At 29.7% G+C, this 21,076-nt stretch carries 26 protein-coding genes, 1 pseudogene and 1 riboswitch; of the genes and pseudogenes, 3 read left to right on the top strand and 24 right to left on the bottom strand.

The features are described from left to right. Positions 1–112: 112 nt before the first annotated feature. The 17 genes and pseudogenes from ACI48Q_RS02410 to ACI48Q_RS02330 all read right to left on the bottom strand — a co-directional run. The gene (locus ACI48Q_RS02410) at positions 113–2,650 is read right to left on the bottom strand and encodes an FtsX-like permease family protein (protein ID WP_474917444.1); all 2,538 of its coding nucleotides are present in this window, start codon (positions 2,648–2,650) and stop codon (positions 113–115) included. Between the two features lie 11 nt (positions 2,651–2,661). Further along, a complete protein-coding gene (locus ACI48Q_RS02405) occupies positions 2,662–3,327 on the bottom strand; it encodes an ABC transporter ATP-binding protein (RefSeq protein ID WP_474917443.1) in 666 nt (221 codons plus the stop codon). A gap of 276 nt (positions 3,328–3,603) precedes the next feature. Then, positions 3,604–4,266 carry a glycosyltransferase family protein gene (locus ACI48Q_RS02400; RefSeq protein WP_474917442.1) on the bottom strand — a complete coding sequence of 221 codons (663 nt, stop codon included), beginning with the start codon at positions 4,264–4,266 and terminating at the stop codon, positions 3,604–3,606. A gap of 182 nt (positions 4,267–4,448) precedes the next feature. Beyond that, positions 4,449–5,198, bottom strand: coding sequence for an AAA family ATPase (locus tag ACI48Q_RS02395; protein ID WP_474917441.1), 750 nt, complete (start codon positions 5,196–5,198; stop codon positions 4,449–4,451). 57 nt (positions 5,199–5,255) lie between these two features. After that, positions 5,256–5,789 carry a GNAT family N-acetyltransferase gene (locus ACI48Q_RS02390; RefSeq protein ID WP_474917440.1) on the bottom strand — a complete coding sequence of 178 codons (534 nt, stop codon included), beginning with the start codon at positions 5,787–5,789 and terminating at the stop codon, positions 5,256–5,258. 49 nt (positions 5,790–5,838) lie between these two features. Further along, complete coding sequence (locus ACI48Q_RS02385; RefSeq protein WP_474917439.1) at positions 5,839–6,255, bottom strand: hypothetical protein; 417 nt, start codon at positions 6,253–6,255, stop codon at positions 5,839–5,841. 19 nt (positions 6,256–6,274) lie between these two features. Next, entirely contained in the window at positions 6,275–7,126 is an 852-nt protein-coding gene (locus ACI48Q_RS02380) for a Nif3-like dinuclear metal center hexameric protein (RefSeq protein ID WP_474917438.1), read from the bottom strand. A gap of 30 nt (positions 7,127–7,156) precedes the next feature. Then, a complete protein-coding gene (locus tag ACI48Q_RS02375; RefSeq protein ID WP_474917437.1) occupies positions 7,157–7,870 on the bottom strand; it encodes a class I SAM-dependent methyltransferase in 714 nt (237 codons plus the stop codon). 1 nt (position 7,871) lies between these two features. After that, positions 7,872–8,690, bottom strand: coding sequence for a multinuclear nonheme iron-dependent oxidase (locus tag ACI48Q_RS02370; protein WP_474917436.1), 819 nt, complete (start codon positions 8,688–8,690; stop codon positions 7,872–7,874). Between the two features lie 137 nt (positions 8,691–8,827). Then, a complete protein-coding gene (locus ACI48Q_RS02365; RefSeq protein ID WP_474917435.1) occupies positions 8,828–9,139 on the bottom strand; it encodes a VOC family protein in 312 nt (103 codons plus the stop codon). A gap of 131 nt (positions 9,140–9,270) precedes the next feature. Next, positions 9,271–9,783, bottom strand: a complete 513-nt coding sequence (locus tag ACI48Q_RS02360) for a GNAT family N-acetyltransferase (protein WP_474917434.1) — start codon at positions 9,781–9,783, stop codon at positions 9,271–9,273. A 94-nt stretch (positions 9,784–9,877) separates the two neighbouring features. Beyond that, entirely contained in the window at positions 9,878–10,504 is a 627-nt protein-coding gene (locus tag ACI48Q_RS02355; protein WP_474917433.1) for an HD domain-containing protein, read from the bottom strand. Between the two features lie 33 nt (positions 10,505–10,537). Beyond that, complete coding sequence (locus ACI48Q_RS02350; RefSeq protein WP_474917432.1) at positions 10,538–11,341, bottom strand: class I SAM-dependent methyltransferase; 804 nt, start codon at positions 11,339–11,341, stop codon at positions 10,538–10,540. Positions 11,342–11,363: 22 nt separating this feature from the next. Continuing rightward, positions 11,364–11,597 carry a hypothetical protein gene (locus ACI48Q_RS02345; protein ID WP_474917431.1) on the bottom strand — a complete coding sequence of 78 codons (234 nt, stop codon included), beginning with the start codon at positions 11,595–11,597 and terminating at the stop codon, positions 11,364–11,366. A 234-nt stretch (positions 11,598–11,831) separates the two neighbouring features. Further along, on the bottom strand, positions 11,832–12,857 hold the full coding sequence (locus ACI48Q_RS02340; RefSeq protein ID WP_474917430.1) for a GNAT family N-acetyltransferase: 1,026 nt from the start codon (positions 12,855–12,857) through the stop codon (positions 11,832–11,834). Positions 12,858–13,086: 229 nt separating this feature from the next. Further along, entirely contained in the window at positions 13,087–13,536 is a 450-nt protein-coding gene (locus ACI48Q_RS02335; protein ID WP_474917429.1) for a hypothetical protein, read from the bottom strand. A gap of 227 nt (positions 13,537–13,763) precedes the next feature. Next, positions 13,764–14,041 (bottom strand): annotated as a pseudogene (locus tag ACI48Q_RS02330) (flotillin-like FloA family protein); the annotation flags it as partial. A 255-nt stretch (positions 14,042–14,296) separates the two neighbouring features. Here ACI48Q_RS02330 and ACI48Q_RS02325 point away from each other — a divergent pair. The 3 genes from ACI48Q_RS02325 to ACI48Q_RS02315 are packed head-to-tail and all read left to right on the top strand — an operon-like array spanning position 14,297 to position 15,464. Then, positions 14,297–14,668: a hypothetical protein gene (locus ACI48Q_RS02325; protein ID WP_474917428.1), complete on the top strand. Its 372-nt coding sequence runs from the start codon at positions 14,297–14,299 to the stop codon at positions 14,666–14,668. 40 nt (positions 14,669–14,708) lie between these two features. Beyond that, complete coding sequence (locus tag ACI48Q_RS02320; protein WP_474917427.1) at positions 14,709–15,092, top strand: 4-fold beta flower protein; 384 nt, start codon at positions 14,709–14,711, stop codon at positions 15,090–15,092. Beyond that, positions 15,093–15,464, top strand: a complete 372-nt coding sequence (locus tag ACI48Q_RS02315) for a hypothetical protein (RefSeq protein WP_474917426.1) — start codon at positions 15,093–15,095, stop codon at positions 15,462–15,464. It abuts the gene before it with no gap. Positions 15,465–15,494: 30 nt separating this feature from the next. Here the strand turns inward: ACI48Q_RS02315 and ACI48Q_RS02310 are convergent, their stop codons facing one another. From ACI48Q_RS02310 to ACI48Q_RS02280, 7 genes are all read right to left on the bottom strand, one after another. Next, positions 15,495–15,857 carry a YccF domain-containing protein gene (locus ACI48Q_RS02310; protein ID WP_474917425.1) on the bottom strand — a complete coding sequence of 121 codons (363 nt, stop codon included), beginning with the start codon at positions 15,855–15,857 and terminating at the stop codon, positions 15,495–15,497. A gap of 129 nt (positions 15,858–15,986) precedes the next feature. Beyond that, the gene (gene thiE, locus ACI48Q_RS02305) at positions 15,987–16,619 is read right to left on the bottom strand and encodes a thiamine phosphate synthase (protein WP_474917424.1); all 633 of its coding nucleotides are present in this window, start codon (positions 16,617–16,619) and stop codon (positions 15,987–15,989) included. Beyond that, positions 16,609–17,226, bottom strand: a complete 618-nt coding sequence (gene thiT, locus ACI48Q_RS02300; RefSeq protein ID WP_474918323.1) for an energy-coupled thiamine transporter ThiT — start codon at positions 17,224–17,226, stop codon at positions 16,609–16,611. Before thiT ends, thiE begins: the two co-directional genes overlap by 11 nt. 27 nt (positions 17,227–17,253) lie before the next feature. Further along, positions 17,254–17,925: a thiaminase II gene (gene tenA / locus ACI48Q_RS02295; protein WP_474917423.1), complete on the bottom strand. Its 672-nt coding sequence runs from the start codon at positions 17,923–17,925 to the stop codon at positions 17,254–17,256. Beyond that, entirely contained in the window at positions 17,922–18,707 is a 786-nt protein-coding gene (gene thiM, locus ACI48Q_RS02290) for a hydroxyethylthiazole kinase (protein WP_474917422.1), read from the bottom strand. The genes tenA and thiM overlap by 4 nt, the downstream gene beginning before the upstream one ends. Positions 18,708–18,992: 285 nt before the next feature. Beyond that, positions 18,993–19,787, bottom strand: a complete 795-nt coding sequence (gene thiD / locus ACI48Q_RS02285) for a bifunctional hydroxymethylpyrimidine kinase/phosphomethylpyrimidine kinase (protein ID WP_474917421.1) — start codon at positions 19,785–19,787, stop codon at positions 18,993–18,995. Positions 19,788–19,979: 192 nt separating this feature from the next. Next, positions 19,980–20,081, bottom strand: a riboswitch (TPP riboswitch). A 108-nt stretch (positions 20,082–20,189) separates the two neighbouring features. Then, entirely contained in the window at positions 20,190–20,804 is a 615-nt protein-coding gene (locus tag ACI48Q_RS02280; protein ID WP_474917420.1) for a PilZ domain-containing protein, read from the bottom strand. Positions 20,805–21,076 lie beyond the last annotated feature (272 nt).

Here is a 21,076-nt window from a genome sequence, read left to right as displayed (position 1 = left end):
GCTCAGTTGGATATTTAAAAGCAAAATTCCAACTGAGCCTGCATAATCGTTTATCCCTATTTAGTTATATTATATACTACCTAACTAATATTTAAAACTATTTCTCTATGGTCTATTCATCATCGCTAATACCTTCTACTATTGTAAGATTTTTTAATCTTCTAAGTGGTACTAAAGTTGAGATATAAGTTACTCCTATAGCACAGATAATTGAAAGAATAAATGGTATTGCTGCAAAATTATATTTCACATCTGCAACTCCTCCTCCTGCTTTAATCATAAGAGCTAAAAGAAGTGCTGATAGTATACCTCCTATTATAGCTGCTATTATCCCATATAAAGTTCCCTCAAGAAGCACACTTCTTTTAAGTTGCTTTTCAGTCATACCTATAGCCTTAAGGGTTGAAAATTCTTTTTTTCTTAGAAGTAGGTTGGTTGATATAGTATTAAATATATTTACAATGGATATTATAGAAATTACAATTATAAAACAGTATACAAAGAACTGTACTTGTTTATATAAATCTTCAACCTCTTTTAAACTATCACCCAAATCCATATACTTATAATTTTCAGTAGTACTTATACCTTGAAAATATTCAATGGCCTTTTCCCTAGCTTTAGTATCCCCATTAAAGCTAAAGAAAATTGTATTTGGAGCAAATTCTCCCATATCCTTTTTATATGCTTCCTCATGGATTAAAAGATTTATTTTATTGTTTCCATATTGTCCCATTATAGGTTCTCTATCTGCTATTGCTATAATAGGTAATTCATAAAATTGATTATTTTTTATAGCCTCTTCTATTTTTTCTTCACTTGGCTCTGAAAGGATTTCACTTCCCTCTTCCCTCTTAACCTTAGGAATTTTTATGGTGTCCCCTACCTTATAGGTTGTACGTCTTACAATTTCTTTTTTTCCATTCTCTGTAGTGATTTTAGTACCATCAACTAGGATTACTCCTCCATTTTTTAAAGCCTCTTCATCAAACTTTCCCTCTATTATATATTTTTCTACTAGCTTTAATTCCTTAGTTCCTCCTATATAATATCCATTTCCTCTTATATCTGTATATCCTAATTCTTCAAATCTATTATTATCACTTGAGTTGCCTGTTTTTTCTTCATAATCACTATTAATATATTTTGTAGGAAGTTTTATACTCTCATCCCTTAGATAGTACTGATACATAGTTCCCTTAGGATTTTGAGTTGCTATTTCACTTAATTCTTCCTTTGAAAAGGTCTTATTTGTATCTATATTAGTGAGTTGACCATCAAATTCAGAATATAGAAATTGTTGCATAACTGTCTGTTTTGCATAATCCATAAAACCATAAAACACATTAAACATTGTAACAGAAATTATTAAGGCTATTACAGTTATTATAAATCTAAATGGGGTTCTTCTAATATTTTTATAGGCAATGCTTCCTTCTATTCCAAAGATTTTAGTTATGATAGTTCCTTTTCTCTTCTTAATCTTCCCAAGCTTTATATCATTTTTATTTCTCATGGCATCAACTGCTGATACCTTTTTTGCCTTCCTTGCTGGCCCTAATAAGGATATATATATGGTTATGCTAACTATAACTGCTGTGACTAAGATAATACTTGGATAGAAGCCTACCTTGAAATTCTCCATGGTCATTATACTATTCCCAATAAATATCTGTATTCCATATTTAAGAGATAAAAAGCCTATAATACATCCTATTGGTAAAGCAATAAGCTCCATTAAATATCCTTCTTTATATATGATGGTTTTTATTTGCCTTGGAGTTGTACCTACTGCTTTAAGTATCCCAAAGTATTTTGTTCTCTCTATTACAGATATATTGAAGGAATTATATATAACAGTAATTGTGCAGATTATTATTATAGCTATAACAAATATAGCTATATTCATTATACCGGTACTTACATATTCATTTCCTCCATTACCCGTTAAGTATAATACTTGACTATTATCTGACTTTGTATCTTCTTTTAATTCTATATTGGAATCAGCTAAAACCTTATTTATTATCTCCTGCTTATCCTTCTTCGAGTTTAAATTAATATAAACACTATAATTGCTATCACTATTAAGCTTGCTACTATCAAAGTAGGCGTATATATTATATCCACCAAAATATCCTTGTGGTTCTGTTACTCCCACTACTTTAAATATATCCTCTTGTCCATTTTTATCTTCTAGGATAATTTTCTCTCCCACCTTGACCTTCAATGAATTTCTGGTATATGTATCAATTATAATCTCTTTCTCCTTAGCTGGTTTAACACCTTCTATTATTTTATTAGTATATATTTTTTCATAATAATTTTTATCTCCTATATAAACCCATGCCTCTGTCCCAGTGGCTTTAGTTTTATATTCTTTCGCCTCTCCTATTAAAATGGCATTACTTTTAATTTCTGCATTATTGATAAGCTTCTCTACTTCAGTTGAGTCTATATCATTAATTTTGAATTCATACTCTCCTCCTGTCCTTAGGAGATTTTGAAGCATAGAATCTTTAAAGCTTAATAAAAAGGTTCCGATGGCAAATATTAATATAGTAGCAAGAGCTATTCCCATTATGGTTAGGGTAGTTCTTTTTCTATTTTCTTTCATGTATCTTGTAGATATTTCACTGTAACTTCTCATAACTCTCCCTCCTATTTCACCACTTTACCATCTTTAATTTTAATTATTCTATCTGCGTTTTCTGCAATGTTTAAGTCATGGGTAATAATTATAGCTGTTTGATTGTACTTCCTAACGGAATACTTAAGAAGCTCAATTATCTCCTTTGAGGTTTCACTATCAAGATTTCCTGTAGGTTCATCTGCTAGTATAATTGCTGGTTTATTAATCAATGCTCTAGCTATGGCAACCCTTTGCATTTGTCCTCCTGAAAGCTCAGAGGGAAGATGATTTAATCTGTCATCAATTCCAATGGTCTTTACTAAATCTCTAAAATATTCCTCGTCTACCTTTTTATAATCTAAAAGCACTGGCATTTTAATATTTTCTTCCACTGATAAAACCGGTATTAGATTAAAGGATTGAAATACAAAGCCTATTTTTCTCCTTCTAAACACAGCAAGATTACTTTCATTTAGTTTATATATATCCTCATTATCGATGATAACCTTGCCTGAGGTTGGCCTATCTACCCCTCCTATTTGGTGAAGCAATGTACTCTTTCCAGAACCACTAGCTCCTATTACCGCTACAAATTCTCCCTTTTCAACTTCTATACTAACCTTATCTAAGGCTATAACCTTATTGTGCTGTTTACCATATATTTTACTTAACTCTTCAGTTTTTATAACTACCATATATATCCCTCCTATGTGTTACTATACTTATATAATAATGCCCCTTTATTACTCTAAGGTATAAGGAATTATAACAAATTTGTAATAATTCATTTATGGAGCAAAAGTAAATAATTTTCTATCTAAACTTAAGCACAATAAAGCACTTCCTGAATTCAAACAGCAAGTGCCTCATTACCTTATCTTTCTCAATTAATTGAAATATATTTATAGTTATCGTTATAAATATATAGATGTATACTACAACAAATAAAAGTGTTTATTTTAAATCCTTACCTAGCAATATTTTAAGTATTCCTTTAAAAATACATTTCTATATTCTTCATATCTGTTTGATGTGTCAACTATTCCACAATCATGTATACACCAGGGATAGAATTGCTTTGGGACTCCTACTTTATATCCTTTTCTTTTAAACTCCATACACTGAGATGTATCATAAAAATGCCATCCATCAAACAAATCCTCTCTCCACTTAATATCATATTGAGTAATCATTATTAATCCATCTATAGAATCCACATATTCAATATTTTCTACCTCGCTAAACTGAAGCAATCCAAGAATTCCTGTATGAATTTCTATTACTTTTCCTACAGTACTAGGTGAATTCCACCATATTCCATCCATAGATAATGCTTTACAACCCACAACCCCTAGCATACCTATGTCCAAATTACTTTCAAATATTTCTAATATATCTTTTATAAAGTTTTCATTAATTATATAGGTATCTTGATGTAAATATATTTTATATTTTGCATGGCTTAAATTAATGGCTTTATTATAAGCATTTGTGATACTAGAGGATTTTTCTAAAGGTAATATTTCTAATTCATATCCATATGGTACATTTAACTTATTTATATAATTTAAACAGTGGTTATAAAGTAAGTCATCATTTACACAGGTTATAAAACAGATCTTTTTATTATTCATACTCTACCCCCAAAAGTTTTTTAGATAACAAATAATATAGCTATATTACTTGTTATCTAAAAAATTGTTATTAACCTTATGTATAATAACCTTACTTTATTTATATGAATGGCATAAATAAAGTGATACTAAAATAGATTAATTCATATATAAGATTCATTTAATGCGTAGAATATTTAAGACTATTCCATCAGTATCTGAAGCATTTTTTCTGGTTTATTAATAAAATCTCTCATCAATAAATAATGCTCAGTTTCTTTATATTTAACTATATTTAATCCATCCTTTATCTCATATATTATTGAGTCTGGATAAGCCATAAGAATTGGTGAGTGAGTGGCTATTATAAATTGAGAATTTTCGTTTACCAGTTCATGTATTCTAGAAATCATAGCCATCTGACGCGCTGGAGATAATGCAGCTTCAGGCTCATCTAAAATATATAGGCTTCTACCCTTAAATTTATGTAATATTACTGAAAAAAAGCTTTCTCCATGGGACTGAGCATGAAGCGAACGCCCGCCATAAGAATCTATAATCCTAGGTCCCATACCTTCTCTATCAAGCTCCTCTATATTACTTGCCACATTATAAAAGCTTTCTGCTCTTAGAAAAAAACTATCCTCTGGTCTTTTAATACCCTTTATTAATCTTAGATATTCATTTAAGTTTGAATGAGTATTCATAGTAGAAAAGGTAAAATTTCTTGTACCTCCCTCTGGATTAAGGCCATAAGCTACTGCTATTGCTTCAAGTATGGTAGATTTTCCAGTTCCATTTTCCCCCACAATGAAAGTTACCTTAGGGTGAAATTGTAACTCATATAAATTTCTTACCACCTCTAAAGAAAAGGGATACTCATTAAAATCAGAAATCTTATTCCTACATAATTGTACTTCTCTTAAAAACTGATTAACCTTTGGTAATGTCAAATCCACCCCTCCTACAAAACAAAAATATTTAGTTATTATCTATTTAATCTGCCATATCTATTTGCTAGTTCTCTCTAACCACTTAGTTTTTGAAATCCCCATATTGTATAAATTCCAATATCCCTTGGATGACTTTCTAGCATTTTCTTTAAACTCCTCTTTAACAAATCCTACTTTCTCATAGCATTTAATAGCTCCTTCATTAAAATCAAATACCCCTAGAGTTATTTTATCAAATCCTAACTTCTCAAAACCAATGCTTAATACCTCTTCTATAGCCTCAGTTCCTCTTCCACTTCCCCTATATTGTTCATCAATTAGAAATCTACAAACTCTTCCTATTTTTTCTCCTATCACTTTTAATTCAATGGTACCAACAATTTCATTGCTCTCCTTTGAAATTATCTTATATATATAAGACTCCGAGACTTCCTTATTAGCAGCCTTAAGACTATCTTCTAACTGTAAAATCGTTAATGGATAACTATATAGTGGTCCAGCCCATTGTAATAGGTAGTCCTCATCCTTGTCTTTATTCCATAATAATACCTTTTCTAAGTCTTCTCTTTCCATTAGTTTTAGCTTTATCATCTTTATTCTCCTTGTGACTTTTAAAAAAATCCTTACGTCTTCTTTAAATTTAATTTTGTTTCTTTTCAACCTTCTCAAGAATTTTATAAAGTCCATATATTAAAATTAGAATGTTTAAGATCAATATAATGAATGACATGATCATAGGAAATAATATTTCAGATATTATCACTGGACCACTTAAAATTTGTGATATATATTCTCCTGGTAATTTTAAATATTCTTTAATTGTGGTTGCAGTAAAAATTACAACAAGAATTAGTGAAATTTTACTACTGCTCTTTCTTAAAAATAAGATTACAATTATACAGTAAATAATATACATTAATATAACAATTATAATTGACCTTTTACTATTAGTCATAAAAAATGTTAACTGACCATACATCATCATAATATAACCTAATACTGGCAATAGTACTGCTGCAATTGCATTATATAGGTTTTTATTTTTTATCTCCCTCATAAAAATACTCCCTTACCTCTTACATATCCTCTAAAATCGGTTCTCCTTCAATAAATATTGAAGGTAATCCAAGTTCTTTAAAATAATCACACATCTTCATGCATGCAAACTTCTCCGTAGAATAATGAGTTCCACCTAACACACAGATATTATTTTCACGCTCAAATTCATGAACTTCTCTATATCTTTCACTGTTAGTTGATATACCAGTAATCAAAACCTTAACATCCTTAGCTAACATTTCCTTAAGAAAAATAATATCATTTCCTCCACCAGCAACTATGGCTACCTTCCCACCTTTTATCTCCTTATCTCCATATATATAACTCTTAGTTTCATGTCCTAAGACTTTAGAAAACCTTTCATTTAGTTCCATTATATCTCTACATGAAGCCATGCCAATAACTCCATTTAACGCTCCATTATGATAAGCAAACGGTTCTTCAACTTTAATCTCTAAAACTTCAGCTAAAGTATTGCTAGTTGAGTATTTACTGTAATTGTCTAAGGGAACATGAAGGTTATATATAGATATTCTTCTCTCTTTTAGTTCCTCAAGTTGATTTTTATCCATTTGATAAAATGCACTTGAAGCATTTCTTATATCCCAATTTGAAGGATGATGAAGAAATACCATTGCATCTTCTACATTGTCATCTATAATTTTCTGCAATACTTCCTTTGTTGGAAATACTGCAGTGTATACTTTATTTATGTCCTGAGCAAAATCACATACTACTCCCATGCTTCGTTTTTTGAAGTTTTCACTAAGATATTCTTCTACTTCTCTCATGAATTTAGCCCATACATCCTTCATATCTATAGTTATAAAATCATCTTCTAACCTTTTATATAAATCTTTTGCTATCATCTTAATTCTCAATCTCCTTATAATATATTTTTAGACTCTTTTTTTAAAAACAAGTTGCATTCTTACAGATTCCTTATTAACAAGCCTCTCTTCATCGCACCATTCACAAGCTAATACAAATTCTAACCCAAACTTTTTACACATAGCTATAAACTCATCTCTTGTGTATAGTGTCCATTGAAAAATATCTCTTCCCCTTTTACCAGAATTGTAGCTAAGCTCAATATTGAATCTATTTTCTTCCTTTTCTATTTTTTCATAAATTTCTATTCCATTTTTTATAAATGTTCTTTCTCCTATATGATCATTGAAATATTCTTTATTGTAGATATCCACTATAAAAATTCCTGACTCTCTTAGTAAACTACTTATTTCTCTTATAATATTTTCATTGGTTTTCTCATCAAAATATCCAAAGCTATGCCAAAGATTTATGATTCCATCAAAACTTCCTTCTAGGGAATTTAATTCTCTCATATCCTTTTCAATATACGTTGTGTTTTCATTTCCATATTTCCTAGCCTTCACTAGAGCTTTCTTATCTCTATCTAACCCAATAATCTTATATCCTAATTCTCCCAATAAATTGGAGTGTCTTCCAATCCCGCAGCCTATATCTAATATTTCTTTATATTTACTCTGTGGTAATTGCCTTACTAAAAATTCTACTTCATTCTTTGTGTAAGGTTGATTGCTTTCATTTAAAAATATATCAAACCATTCCTTTGAATATTCATTCATCATACTATCCCTCATTATTTCTCAAAATCTCTCTAAGTCTAATTAATTGCCTTTTTAAAACTTTTTTATCAGATCTATGCGTAAAGGCTTCTCCCACTCCACCATACTCTAAGGTTACTGTAGATGCTGATGAATTTTTCAGTACATAATTTAATAGTTCATATCCTTCCTCATCTATCTCTCCATGCTTGTCCCTTAATTCCTCATTAATCATACTTGGTCCAACAATATGAATCTCTTCAACTTTCTCTAATGGCAATGTATTTAAATACTCCACAGTATTCATATTTAAATGCCATGCGGCTATTTGAGCATGAGCTATATCAAGTAAAAACTTTGAGTCCGTTTCTAATAATACTTCTTTAATAAATTCACCCTTACAAACAAATTTTGAATTTTGACTTTTTCCTTCTCTAGGAAAATAAAAATGTGTGTTTTCTAAATGCATAGGGAATCCTATAGCGCTTTTTATATACTTTACATCATCAATACATCTGCTGAAAAAAATATCTCTATTCCCTTCTTCTCCATAATTAGTCACACATTGAAGATGAGCAGATAAATACTTTGTATCTGTCAGTTCTATATACTTCTTTAATTTAGTTAAATTTATTGAATCTTGAAAAAATTCTTTTCCTGGATTTAAGTTTTCTGTTAACCCATGAATAAATATTTTTTTCTTTTTTCTTAACTCTTCATAATCCTTTATATAATCCTCACTGTTAAATTCAGAGATTTTAATACTGTCGACTATATCTATATCTTCATTAATTAATTCTAAAAGTTCTTTAGAATAATTAGCCGCTAAATTATATTTTTTCATTTTCATTACTCCTCGTCTATATTTTAAAATGAAAACTCTCCAAAAGCGCATGAATACTATATATTTATATATTTATATATTGTTTTATTGTTATGTTTTTATATAGTTATATTTGAAAATTCTCCATATATTCTTTCTTAAATTTTACAATAAACTTCAATATCATTTCCTTCACTATCCTTAAATTCTAGAACCCAATTGTTCTTGATTTCAGTCAATGGAAATACTATTTCAGCTTCTATTTTATTTAGTTTTTCAATTAATATATTTATATTATCAACTTCAAAGCTTGGTAAACAATTATCTCCCCACACTACCTCTTCATTCACTTTACTATTATTAAATAAGCAGAATCTAAATCCCTTAATATCAAAAATGCTAAAAATTTCATCCGCTATATCTACTGGTTGTTCAAGTAATTTCTCATAAAAATTTACTGCTCTCTTCATATCTTTAACGCAAATATATAATGAATTTCATTTTATATTCATACTATCCCTTATCTTTAATGAGAAAATAATTTTATCTCTAATCCCTCACTAAAATTTATCCCTTTCTAAATTTAAATAAAATTTTATATTCATATACCTTTACTAATTTTATACCAATAGCATTCTATATCTTCTTTATATCTCTTCATACCTATCTTCTCTAACACCTTCTGTGATGATGTATTCTCCTTTAAAGTATCAGCAACTACACTTTTTACCCTATTATTTTGAAAACACCATTGAATCATAGATTCAAGTGCTTCTGTCATATATCCATTACATCTATATATCCTTTTAATAGCATATCCTATTATTACTTCACCATTTTCATTCGGTTCACCCTTTAACATAATATTGCCGATTATATGATTATTTTCTCTTAAAATTATCATCCAAACAGTATACCACATGTACTTATCAGGATTATTCTTGACGTCATTAAGTCTTATGTTGTAAACCTTCTTTTCTCTTTCACTAAGAACAATTTTTGTATCTACTGCCCCTATAGCATGTTCAAATTCTTTATAATCCTTTATACACATGTTTAAATTCTTTGAATCTAAAGGAACTATTCCTAATCTTAATGTCTTAAGCTTGAACATATAATAAGCCTCCTCAAAGTATTTAAACTTAATGTCCTAAATGCTTTTCTACCCAAGCACACGCTAATTTAGTTACTATATTAAATCGATGATATTACATTTCAAAGGTATTCTCTATAACTCCTGGCAATACACTATATATTGATTTTCCCATCTTCTTTTCAAAATACTCCTTAGTTTCAAAAACGGCCTTCCATTTTGGTATTATAAATTCATGTATTCCATGTCTAAGTGCTACATCCACCATTCTTTTTTCCATTAAACAATATCCTTCTGGTAAGGCTAGTGCATCACATAGCTGTATTAATCTATCATAATCATCATATTCTATATTTGATATATAATCTTTAACAAAACTATATTCTTCCTCACTACATTTATCCCATCTTCCAAAGGAACATCTTATATCATTTATGTTAAAAGAATGAGTCAAACAAATCCTTGCTAATAATGGATGTCCCTTCTCCATAGCAAAGTTATATCCTAAAAGGGTATGCTTCATATAAGTAACACCATATCTAACTCCAATATCATGTAACATTCCCAGCACTAAGGCAATCTCCGGATCTAGCCCTTCACACTGCTCAGCAATAAGCTCTGCTGCTCTCCCTACATTTATACAATGCTCAATCCAAGGGCCAGGATTAAGTTTGCTACCTTCCTCTAATAATAATCTAGCTTCCTCTAAAGTTGGCACATCTTTGCCTATCTTATATTCCATGAAATCTCCTCCATTTCTAAGTAAATAATGATTTTATTTCTTCACACTAAATATACCTGCACTTGTAGTTATGTTTATCTTACCTTTTTTATTGAGCTCTTTTTCTAGATATTTTCTGAATTCATTTAGTTTATCTCCAACTAGCACTTCCTTAGCATTGTATGGAGTTGAAAGCACATAGCTTATAATAGGTTCTATATTTGGTACTGAAATATTTCCTTTTAGTTCATCTATAGTTATAAAATTAAAATATTTCTCTAATAGAGGTTTTCCATTCTCTAACCCGAATCTCTTCACATGTTTTTCAGGTGAGTAATCTATGATTTCATCAAAATTTCTCACTAATTCCCCTAGCTCCTTCATAGCATCAATCCCATTGGTTGTGGCATAAAAAGTACCTTTTGGCTTTAGCACCCTCTTTATCTCTAAAAGTGCTTTATCTAAATCTGGAACATGATATAACATGTGTCTTGCTATTATCACATCAAAACTATTATCTGGATAATCTATATTCTGAATATCAATAACTTTAAAATTAAAGTCATGCCTAACCTCCTTAAGCATATCCTTAGCACTTTTAAGCATACCCTCTGATATATCTGTAAGAGTTATTGTGCAGTTATTATTTATTTTTTCACTATTCTTCTTCCAAAGCATCCCATTACCACAACCTAATTCAAGAATGTTGTCCCCTTCCTTAAAATCCATCTTATTAAAACTCCACTGGTGCCAATCTACTTTATTTTCATTAAAGCTGTGAAGCGCCATTCTTGAATTTAAATTATTATCATCTTTATATTGATTTAGTATTATCTCTTTATTATTTATCGTACTCATAAATATCTCCTCATCATTCCCTCTAATAATTTACATATACCAAATGTGCTCTATCTTTTGGATTATATTCCCTTATATATTTATCCTCTGCTGGAAAATATCGTGTTCTATATTTGTTTTCTATCTCTTCTTTTACCCCTATATATGTGTCTCTCTCTACTACTCTTTTTAATCTTTCTTCTCTTGGTACATCTAAAAATATAATATAATCTAAAAAAGGTGCAATCTCCTTCTTCTGTAAAAATACACCCTCCAATAAAACAACTGTGTCTTTATTTACTATTAGTTCTTCTAAATTGTATTCATCTCTTTCTTTATCATATATCTCTATTAATTTATTAATCTTTTGTTTGTATTATTTCTCTCGATATATTCAATGATTTCCTTCAAAGTAAGATCCTCCATTAAAATACTAACTTTCATAGCTATATTTACGTGTTTCTATTCCCACTTTTATCGAACTTCTCTCTTAATTCTATTTCTATCATCTCTAATTTGATATATTCTTTTTAAAGCAGTAATCTAAATGATCATCTACAATTCCTACTGCTTGAAGATAAGCATATATGGTTGTGGAGCCTAGAAATTTAAATCCTCTTTTTTTGAAATCCTTAGCTATTTTATCTGACAGCTCTGTGGTAGCAGGAACCTCGGAAATATTACTATAGCCATTGACTACAGGCTTATTATCTACAAAGCTCCATATGTATTTATCATAGCTTCCAAACTCCTTTTGTATTTGAAGAAATACCTTAGCATTATTTATAGATGCTTCAATTTTCTTTCTATTCCTTACAATCCCTGAATTTAAAATCATCTCTTCAACTTTTTCTTCATCATATTGAGCTATTTTTTCAGGATCAAAATTGTCATAAATGAGCCTATAATTTTCTCTTTTTCTAAGTATAGTTATCCAACTTAAACCTGATTGTGCTGATTCTAATACTAAGAATTCAAAATGCACTCTATCATCATATACGGGTACTCCCCACTCCTCATCATGATATTTTATATATTGTTCATCATCTCTACACCAATCACATCTATTCACTTTAAAATCACCTCTCAAATATTTTTCAAACATTGTTATACATAGATCTTTAGAAATACTAATATCCTTGACCTTTTGGAATTCTAACTTTAAATATAATCTTACAGCCGGGTTATTTTTCTTTCCAGTACTCACCATAATTTTTCTTACGTCATTATTTAGTTCTTCAACAAATTTAATTAATTCTTGCGCAATACCTCTTCTAAAAAAATGTGGATTTATAGCCATTCTACAAATATCTAAAGTATCACCTTCTATTTTATAAGCAATAAGCCCTGCTAAAGTTTCTTCCATGTAATAACCATAGAAGGTTTCCTCATATTTACTTAATGTCTCAATAGTATCTTTTAAGGGCGGAATTTCATCATATCCAATGATGTCTGCTTCAACCCTATAGGAGATCAATTGTAACTGTACTATTTGATTTAATGTATCCTTATTTCTTAAATCTAATTTTTTTATCATCTTTACCTCTCTTTTTAAACACTTACAATTTATAATTTCATATAATAAACAAACCCTGCAAGTCTATTTATTTTCACGTTATTATTTTACCATATATTGCAACTATTGTATAAATTATTAAGGTTGCTTTTTTCTGTTAACTACCCAAATAAATCCTATCTAAAATACGTTCCTTTTATGTATATTTGATTCAATGCTACAAAACTTTAATTTTTTATACAAATAGATTCTATTGCTTCTTCAGTGTCTTATGAACTACCTTTTTCCTCATTTCCTCTAATTCCTTTTCTATATTCTTCATTATTATCACATATATAATATAGGTTAAAACCGCTATAATTAATAACTTAATCATGGATGAGAAATTATCTCTTAAATGCTGAATAAGCATATTTCTATAATCCACATCCACATTGCTTCCAAATCCTATAACTTTTAATGCTTCTATATCCATGCTGTTATATAGTATAATGAGTAGCATATTCCCACTAGTAAATACAGATATTATACCCGATGTGAATAAGAAAAAATTTTTCCATCCACTATCGCTAGTAGTATGAATTATAAAGGTATTTTTAAATAACTTTACCACTAGTGTTATTAATATGAACACCCCTATTATTAAAAATATACCGTTATAAACTTTAAGAGATATAATATTTTCAAATATATTATCCATAAGATCACCGCCTTAAATATTAATTTATTAAAAATACCCTCTTTATATCCTCATAATTTTCTTGAGTAATCAACGCCTCCTTTTCTATATCCTTGAACTTAACTATATAGATCCATCCTCCCTTTGCATTGAAATTATTTCCTTTGTATCTACAAAACTTATGCTTTTTTCCCCCTTTTACTAATAGCTTATCTAAATCTTTCTCATATATTTAATACTGTTTGAGCTATACTATTCTTTGCTACAGCTGATACATTATTAGTTTCAATAACCTTAGGATTTACACTCATTTTTACTGCATCTAATACATTTCATCCTACTAATAGTGAGATGCTAATTGATTTACATTTAAATTTATCCCTGCCTTTGTAGATTTTATTAATGGTAATACTATTCTACTAGGTGTAACTCTTCTTAATCTCATTCCAATTAAATTTAATATCTTTTTAAGACTTATATTAGTAAATCTATTTTTTACGTTAATAACTGCTAAAAATTTCTTCATTATCTTACTTCCAAATAGTAATATAAGTGAAATTTTCATTACTCTCATTGATAGTAATTATATGCAAATTAAAATAATCCTTTTTTTACAAAATTTCCTTTTAAATAATTCATTACAACTAACAATTTAAAGTAAAACTTTTACAGCTATTATGTTTTGAAATCTATACGCATATAAATATTACCTTCTTCTAAAAAGCATATTTCTCCCTTGAAAATCATAGTATATACAAACACTAAATTGAGTTGATTACACATGAATTTAGTAATTATTGAAAGGCGTAAAGCTCTTCGATTTGCTATATTACTTCAGTTATATAATGATTTTTTTTGTTATGGTTATGAAGTATGCATAAAAATTGATTATATAGTTCCTGACGATTGTAGAATAGAGATAATAGCAGCATTATATTTTTTATTTTATCTGAGATGGATCTTTTTTAATATTGAGAAAGATAACACTGTTTCCGCCTATATTTTAGGTCGAGGCATTGAAGAGGTAGAAGCTAATATTGTGGATGTAGAAAAATTTCTTCTTTCAAATACCTTTGGACAATTATTAATACCTATTAGAAAGGAAGACCAGTCTAATGAAAATGAGAAACATTCTGCTAAAACTGAAAAATAATCTATTAAAACCCAAACCTAATTCAAAGGAGATAAAGAAAATGGAACTATTAGTTGAACCACTATTTGATAAAAATGCTAAATTTGTTGGATGGCTTGTAGATCGTGAAAATGTTTTTGATGCTTCATTAAAATGGGTCGCATATATCTTTAATAATTATATTTGGTCAGTTAAGACTGAAATTTGGATAGGATTACTTAGAGGTACTAATCTCTTAGACAGAAAGGGTGACATAGTTGCATGGAGTACAGCCGAACCTGCCATAGGTGGATTAACTCACATAGACCCTCCCCTCCCAGTACCTCGACCTATTTCTCCAGTAGCTCCATTAATAAATGAAATCCCTTTAAACCCTGGATATCCACCAACACCAATTGGTAATTGGTCTAAACTTTCCTTTGATCAGTGGTTAAATCAGCGATAGATGGCATTTATTCTTCCCTTTGAAAATGAGTTAATTCGTATTCAAATACTCTTTGAACTATATAAACATTTATTTGTTATATGTGATTATGAAAGCATACAAAGACAAGAGTATAAAATTTCTTGTGACATGAAATGTGAGATAATAGCAAATCTCTATTATCTTAATGACAGAGGTTCTATTAATGTAAGAACTACAGATAGAAAAGATGTGTTTATTATATTTATTAGAGCTAGAGGAATAGATGAAATTGAAGATAGAATAAGAAGGACTACCTTCAATGCTCACGCCTTTAGCATTGGCTGCCTACTGATACCTAATTTTGAAAAAATATGTGAAGATTATAATAACAATAATAAAGATTCTAAGTAGGTATAAAAAAAGAAGCTAAGTGCTTCTTTTTTATCGAACTTCTTTTCCAAAGGGCATAAGTGCTAACTTTGCCAGTTTTATATTCTGCACAGCAAAAGGAATTCCTATAATTGTTACACATAATACTGCGGCACTAATTAGATTTGCTAGAGCTAGCTCTAATCCTCCAAAAATTAACCATAAGATATTGAGTACAATATTCATTCCCCCATCATCTCTTGTAACAATCTCTTTACCAAAAGGAGCAAGCTGAAGTCCTGCCATTTTAAAACACTGTAATCCTATTGGTGTTCCTATTATAGTTATACACCAAAGTATACCTACCAAACACCATCCAAGTGCATTAAAAAATCCTCCAAATATAAACCAAATAATATTTCCTAAACAACTCATTAAAACTAATCTCCTAATACTATTTATCCTTAGAATATGATTATATCACATTAAATGTGATTTTAGTTTATATATAAACTGTAATTAAATTTCTACATTATATTAAGTAGGATTTGCCGATATAATATTTTAATTCATCCTCAATACTCCTATTTTTTCAATCCATTTCTTACTTTCTTTATATATATTCTCAGACCCTAAGATTGCCGATACTATGGCATATCCATCTATGTTGCACTCCTTGAAGATATCTATATTTCCAAGAGTTAGTCCTCCAATTAATACTGTAGGTAGCTGAGCCTTGCTTTGAATTTCTTTTAATGTATCTAAGGTTACATACTCTGCATCTAATTTTGTACTAGTAGTAAACATAGCTCCCACACCAAGATAATCTGCTCCCGCCTTTTTTGCTTCTAGAGCTTCTTCTAAATTTCTTGCAGAAACTCCAAGTAACATATTATCTCCAATTAGTTTTCTAACCTGTGCTGCTGGAATATCATCTTGTCCAACATGAACTCCATCTGCTTCACACAATAGAGCTATATCCACTCTATCATTTATAATAAAGGCTGCATTATATCTTCTAGTAATCTCTCTTAACTTTAAGGCTTTTTCTAAGAATTCCTTTCCTAAGCACTCTTTTTCTCTAAGCTGTACCATAGTAACTCCACCCTTTAATGCCGCCTCTATAGCTTCATAAAAATCTCTATCTTTTAATATATCTGAATCTGTTACTAAGTAAAGCTTTAATTTATCTATCATAATTACTCACCTCTCCATTACTATATGCAAAATTACACAATCTTTTCATTGGTAAAAATCCTATTAAAATGGTAGTCATTATTCCTTCAACTCCACCGCTTGTAAAATTATATATAGTTGAGTATAGCCATAGGTTCATTCCCTCTGGTGCATAGGCTCCAAAGAAAATCACTCCTGAAATTACACTAGCAAAAACGCTTAATGCTGTGGCTAATAATGCTCCTAATATAATATTTACTTTCTTTTCCCTTCCAAAGACACCTGCTAATCCTAAAGCCATATTCGATAATACATAATCTAGAATGAATTGAATTGGATGAACTACAAAGGGATCATAAAGCATTTTCAGTAGTCCAAATATTACTCCCCCTGTAACACCAACTCTTCTTCCATATAGTAGTGATAGCATCATAGTAGGTAACATAGAAAATAGGCTAATTCCTCCTCCTTGAGGGTATTTTATAATTTGAATCATACCTAAAACTAAAGATATAGCTGAAAACATAGCTATGGTAACCACTGTTTTGATAGTAAAGTTCTGTTTTTTTAAATCTATTATGTATATCAAAAGTATTCCTATTGCTACTATTGATGTTATACCTAACATAAAACTCACTCTTATACCCTTCTATACCTATTCATTTATAGAATTCTCTTCATAAGCCATATCCCAAAATTTCATTTCATAAATACTAGAATTTATAAATATATCTCTTAGTTTTTTCTTTTCCTCTTCATCTAAATCTTTACACAAATTATTTGTATATTCTATCCACTGATCACAAAATATCTTAAATCCTTCTTCTCCATAACTCTTTATCCATTCCTTATAAAAGTTATTTTCTAAAGCTCCTTCAGTAGTATCTAGCAGGTGTTGTCCTATATAATAATAACTCCAAGTACAAGGGAGTATAGTTGATACTAATGCCCTTAAATCTCCAGTTAATGCTATTCCCTTCATATAGCTTGTATAGCTTATGTTTGTTAAGTTCATTTCATATCCTTCAGCCTCTTTAGGAGTGATTCCGAAGCCTTCTAAATATTTTATGTGCACCTCAGTTTCATCTTCCATGGTTCCTTTTGTAGAATTGTAGAAGAATTTCATATCCTCCATAGTAGACGACTTTACCACTCCAATACAAAATAACTTTGCATATTCCTTAAGATATAAATAGTCCTGTATAAGATAGGCTTTAAACTTCTCCTTTGGAAGAGTTCCAGCTGCTATTTCTTTTATAAAGGGATGCTCTAAATATGCCAGCCATATTTCTTTTACTTCTTCAAACAAGTAATCTGTAAACTTCATTGTCTAACCACCTTCCCATAATTCTCTAATTTCTCTTCATCTAAAGTGTATACGGTATTGAATAGTGACTCCTTAAAACTAGCTATAGGTAAATTGTTATAATCCGCTATCTCTCCACTTAAAGACATAGTAAGTACACCCATTGTTGCTGCCTCTAATTTATTATCTGTACATCCTAAATAACTGCCTATAAGACTTGCTGTCATACATCCTGTTCCGGTTATTCCTTTAAGTTTTGCATTGCCATTATTAATTTTTATTATCTCTTGACCATCAGTAATAGCATCTACTTTTCCTGTAGCAACAATTATACAGCCCAATTTCTTAGATATTTTTTTAATTATCTCATCAATGTCCTCACCATCATCAAAAGAATCTACCCCTTGTCCATTAACATCAAAGCCTCCTATATGCTTAATTTCTGCTACATTTCCTTTAACCACATCAAACTTCACTTCATTCAATAATCTATTGGTAAACTCAGTTCTAGTTTTAGTAGCAAATACACCAACTGGATCTAAAATAACAGGTTTATTATATTTATTAGCAGCTTTTCCAGCCTTAAGGAATAACTCTAAATGTGAGGAGTTCATAGTTCCAATGTTTATAACTACAGCACTTGCAATGCTTACAATCTCTTCTACCTCTTCATGAGAATAGCTCATTAGCGGACTTGCTCCTACTGCTAAGGTCATATTAGCACAGTCATTTATAGTAACCTCATTTGTATAATGAAGCACTAATGGATTTGCCTCTTTCACTTTGCTGATTAATTTATACATAATATATCCTCCTTTTAATAAAGTGTGAAGCATTTTATTAAGTGAATTGCGACCTATGATCGCAGAGAAGTGTTCGCCTTGCTCACAGCGAATTACTCACATTGTTGGCAGAGAGTTACTCACTAACTTCGGAAAGAAGTTTTTGCTTAGGCAAAAGCTTTCTCTCTGACGCAGTCAACCATCTGCGCTAAAGGCGCACTTCACTGCAACCATAGGTTGCAATTCACTGGCAAAGCCAATTCTCTGTACCTTGGGCGCAATTCACTAAATAAATTACTTCGTAATTTATTTAAATTCATAAAAATGATTTACTGGTCCTACTCCTCCGCCTATATCAAAGCTTTGTCTTATAGCTTCTGTTATGTATCTTTTACTTAATTCCACAGCTTTTTCAATAGGGTATCCTAAAGCTAGATAAGAGGTTATAGCTGAGGATATGGTACATCCTGTGCCATGGGTATTTTTCCTATCTAACCTTTTTTCTTTGAAAATCTTAAATAAATCTTTTCCTAAAAGTATATCCACTGCATCCCCATCTAGATGTCCACCCTTCATAAGTACATACTTTGGTCCAAGTTCTAGGATTTTTTCTCCTACTTTCTTCATATCCTCAACAGTTTTGATGGACATTCCTGTTATCTCTTCCGCCTCCATAGTGTTAGGTGTTACTATATATGCTAGAGGAATAAGATATTTAATTAAATTCTCTTTAGCTTCTGATTTTAAAAGAGAATATCCACTTTTAGATATCATCACTGGATCTACAATTAAGTACTTTGGTCTATATTTCTTTAGACCCTCCACTATAGCTAATATTATATCTGGGCTTGATACCATTCCTATTTTTACTCCCTTAGGAGTTATATCCTCAAATACCACCTCCATCTGTTTTTTTATCATCTCCTCACTTATATCTTCAACTAAAAATACACCATGAGTATTCTGTGCTGTAATTGCAGTTATTACACTCATTCCATAGGTTCCTATAGCACTAAAGGTCTTTAAATCAGCCTGAATTCCTGCTCCTCCTGAAGAATCTGAACCTGCAATAGTCAATGTAGGCATTTTATAATTTCTCATGTTATCCCTCCATATTTTGTCACTACCCCAGGGGGCATTCCATATAATGGAACGACCCCTGGGGCTGTTCCTTTTTTTGTAAAAAAATAAAGCTATATCCCAGCTTGGAATATAGCTTTTAAACTCTTCTAGATTAATGTTATAATACATAAATATATAATTACATATAATGTCTACCTTAAATTTTATAACATAATATAACTTAAGCTTTCCTACGCTGGTATTATCCAGATCAGGTAAAAGGGTTTATACAATAAAGTATCTCTCAGCCTTTCGGCACCCCTAGCATTTATTCTATTTTACACAACTATTATATCTTACTATTCTGAAAACATCCACAGTTATTATTTATTTCACATAATGTTTTTAAAGATTGCGGATAACCTCTGAATGATTCGAACTTTAATTTATAAAATTCTTTTTTTGTAATAACTTTGCTTGTCCAGCAACTACAGTTGTTCTTATATGTTCTTTTTCGCTTTCACTTAAATCATTAAATTCACATCCATAATAATATCCATCTTTTCCTTTATATTTTCTTGCAATACTTGCAAGGGCTTTTATAATCTTATTTTTGATATTCATATCAATAATCACAGAAACACTTTCTGGGATATCTAAATCACATCTAATTAATATACCACTAGCGCTTATATTTTTAACATTAACTAAAATTGGTTTTTCTAAGGTTATAATTTCTTCATTTTCTTTTTTTAATGCGTTAATCTGAAAGTTAGCATTAACATCCAATCTTACTTCTGACCTTCTTTGAAAATTCTTTATGTAATTTATATTACTCAATATTATTTCCTTACCTAATATCTCTCTAATTTCTCCATCATAAACGAATAATCCATTTAGCTTATCAAAAATATTAATTCTAACTTTCTCTCCTTTCTGAAGTTTAGTTTTATTTCTATATGTAATTGATAAATTATTTCTAGTAAATTCTTTTACCACTCCCTCAGTTAATATATTATCCTCAGATTTAATTATTATAAAATTATTTTCATGCAAAATTATTCTCTCCCTTTATAAACTTTAAAGTTTCTTCATTTAATCAGCGAATTATTATAGTTAACCTTTATATCCACTTGATTTAATATATATATCGTTCAATTTTATTATATATTTATAAAATATTTCAAACTTTTGATTATTTAAACCATATATGTATTAAATTACTTCATCATCATTTGTAATATCTTTATTTAAGATCAGATCTATTTCAAATAGTTGTTGTAATTTCACTTTTTATTTAAATAAGAACTTTTATCAAATTATCCTTT

Source organism: Clostridium sp. LXY-7 (assembly GCF_056172015.1).
Note: the sequence above shows the minus strand (reverse complement) of the source record. Positions and strands in the feature narration are given on the sequence as shown.

What these genes read in the sequence shown, in the direction of transcription:
- ACI48Q_RS02390 (WP_474917440.1), bottom strand. Translation starts at nt 5,789, where the DNA reads ATGATAAAGCTAAAACTAATGGAAAGAGAAGACTTAGAAAAGGTATTA.
- ACI48Q_RS02360 (WP_474917434.1), bottom strand. Translation starts at nt 9,783, where the DNA reads ATGTTCAAGCTTAAGACATTAAGATTAGGAATAGTTCCTTTAGATTCA.
- thiT (WP_474918323.1), bottom strand. Translation starts at nt 17,226, where the DNA reads ATGTTAGGTATAACATCAATAGTAGCAATAGGAATACTTTTGATATAC.
- ACI48Q_RS02350 (WP_474917432.1), bottom strand. Translation starts at nt 11,341, where the DNA reads ATGAGTACGATAAATAATAAAGAGATAATACTAAATCAATATAAAGAT.
- thiE (WP_474917424.1), bottom strand. Translation starts at nt 16,619, where the DNA reads ATGATAGATAAATTAAAGCTTTACTTAGTAACAGATTCAGATATATTA.
- ACI48Q_RS02325 (WP_474917428.1), top strand. Translation starts at nt 14,297, where the DNA reads ATGAATTTAGTAATTATTGAAAGGCGTAAAGCTCTTCGATTTGCTATA.
- ACI48Q_RS02340 (WP_474917430.1), bottom strand. Translation starts at nt 12,857, where the DNA reads ATGATAAAAAAATTAGATTTAAGAAATAAGGATACATTAAATCAAATA.
- ACI48Q_RS02405 (WP_474917443.1), bottom strand. Translation starts at nt 3,327, where the DNA reads ATGGTAGTTATAAAAACTGAAGAGTTAAGTAAAATATATGGTAAACAG.
- ACI48Q_RS02380 (WP_474917438.1), bottom strand. Translation starts at nt 7,126, where the DNA reads ATGATAGCAAAAGATTTATATAAAAGGTTAGAAGATGATTTTATAACT.
- ACI48Q_RS02335 (WP_474917429.1), bottom strand. Translation starts at nt 13,536, where the DNA reads ATGGATAATATATTTGAAAATATTATATCTCTTAAAGTTTATAACGGT.
- ACI48Q_RS02315 (WP_474917426.1), top strand. Translation starts at nt 15,093, where the DNA reads ATGGCATTTATTCTTCCCTTTGAAAATGAGTTAATTCGTATTCAAATA.
- ACI48Q_RS02310 (WP_474917425.1), bottom strand. Translation starts at nt 15,857, where the DNA reads ATGAGTTGTTTAGGAAATATTATTTGGTTTATATTTGGAGGATTTTTT.
- ACI48Q_RS02320 (WP_474917427.1), top strand. Translation starts at nt 14,709, where the DNA reads ATGGAACTATTAGTTGAACCACTATTTGATAAAAATGCTAAATTTGTT.
- tenA (WP_474917423.1), bottom strand. Translation starts at nt 17,925, where the DNA reads ATGAAGTTTACAGATTACTTGTTTGAAGAAGTAAAAGAAATATGGCTG.
- ACI48Q_RS02375 (WP_474917437.1), bottom strand. Translation starts at nt 7,870, where the DNA reads ATGATGAATGAATATTCAAAGGAATGGTTTGATATATTTTTAAATGAA.
- ACI48Q_RS02370 (WP_474917436.1), bottom strand. Translation starts at nt 8,690, where the DNA reads ATGAAAAAATATAATTTAGCGGCTAATTATTCTAAAGAACTTTTAGAA.
- ACI48Q_RS02410 (WP_474917444.1), bottom strand. Translation starts at nt 2,650, where the DNA reads ATGAGAAGTTACAGTGAAATATCTACAAGATACATGAAAGAAAATAGA.
- ACI48Q_RS02400 (WP_474917442.1), bottom strand. Translation starts at nt 4,266, where the DNA reads ATGAATAATAAAAAGATCTGTTTTATAACCTGTGTAAATGATGACTTA.
- ACI48Q_RS02365 (WP_474917435.1), bottom strand. Translation starts at nt 9,139, where the DNA reads ATGAAGAGAGCAGTAAATTTTTATGAGAAATTACTTGAACAACCAGTA.
- thiM (WP_474917422.1), bottom strand. Translation starts at nt 18,707, where the DNA reads ATGTATAAATTAATCAGCAAAGTGAAAGAGGCAAATCCATTAGTGCTT.
- ACI48Q_RS02385 (WP_474917439.1), bottom strand. Translation starts at nt 6,255, where the DNA reads ATGAGGGAGATAAAAAATAAAAACCTATATAATGCAATTGCAGCAGTA.
- thiD (WP_474917421.1), bottom strand. Translation starts at nt 19,787, where the DNA reads ATGAGAAATTATAAAATGCCTACATTGACTATTGCAGGTTCAGATTCT.
- ACI48Q_RS02355 (WP_474917433.1), bottom strand. Translation starts at nt 10,504, where the DNA reads ATGGAATATAAGATAGGCAAAGATGTGCCAACTTTAGAGGAAGCTAGA.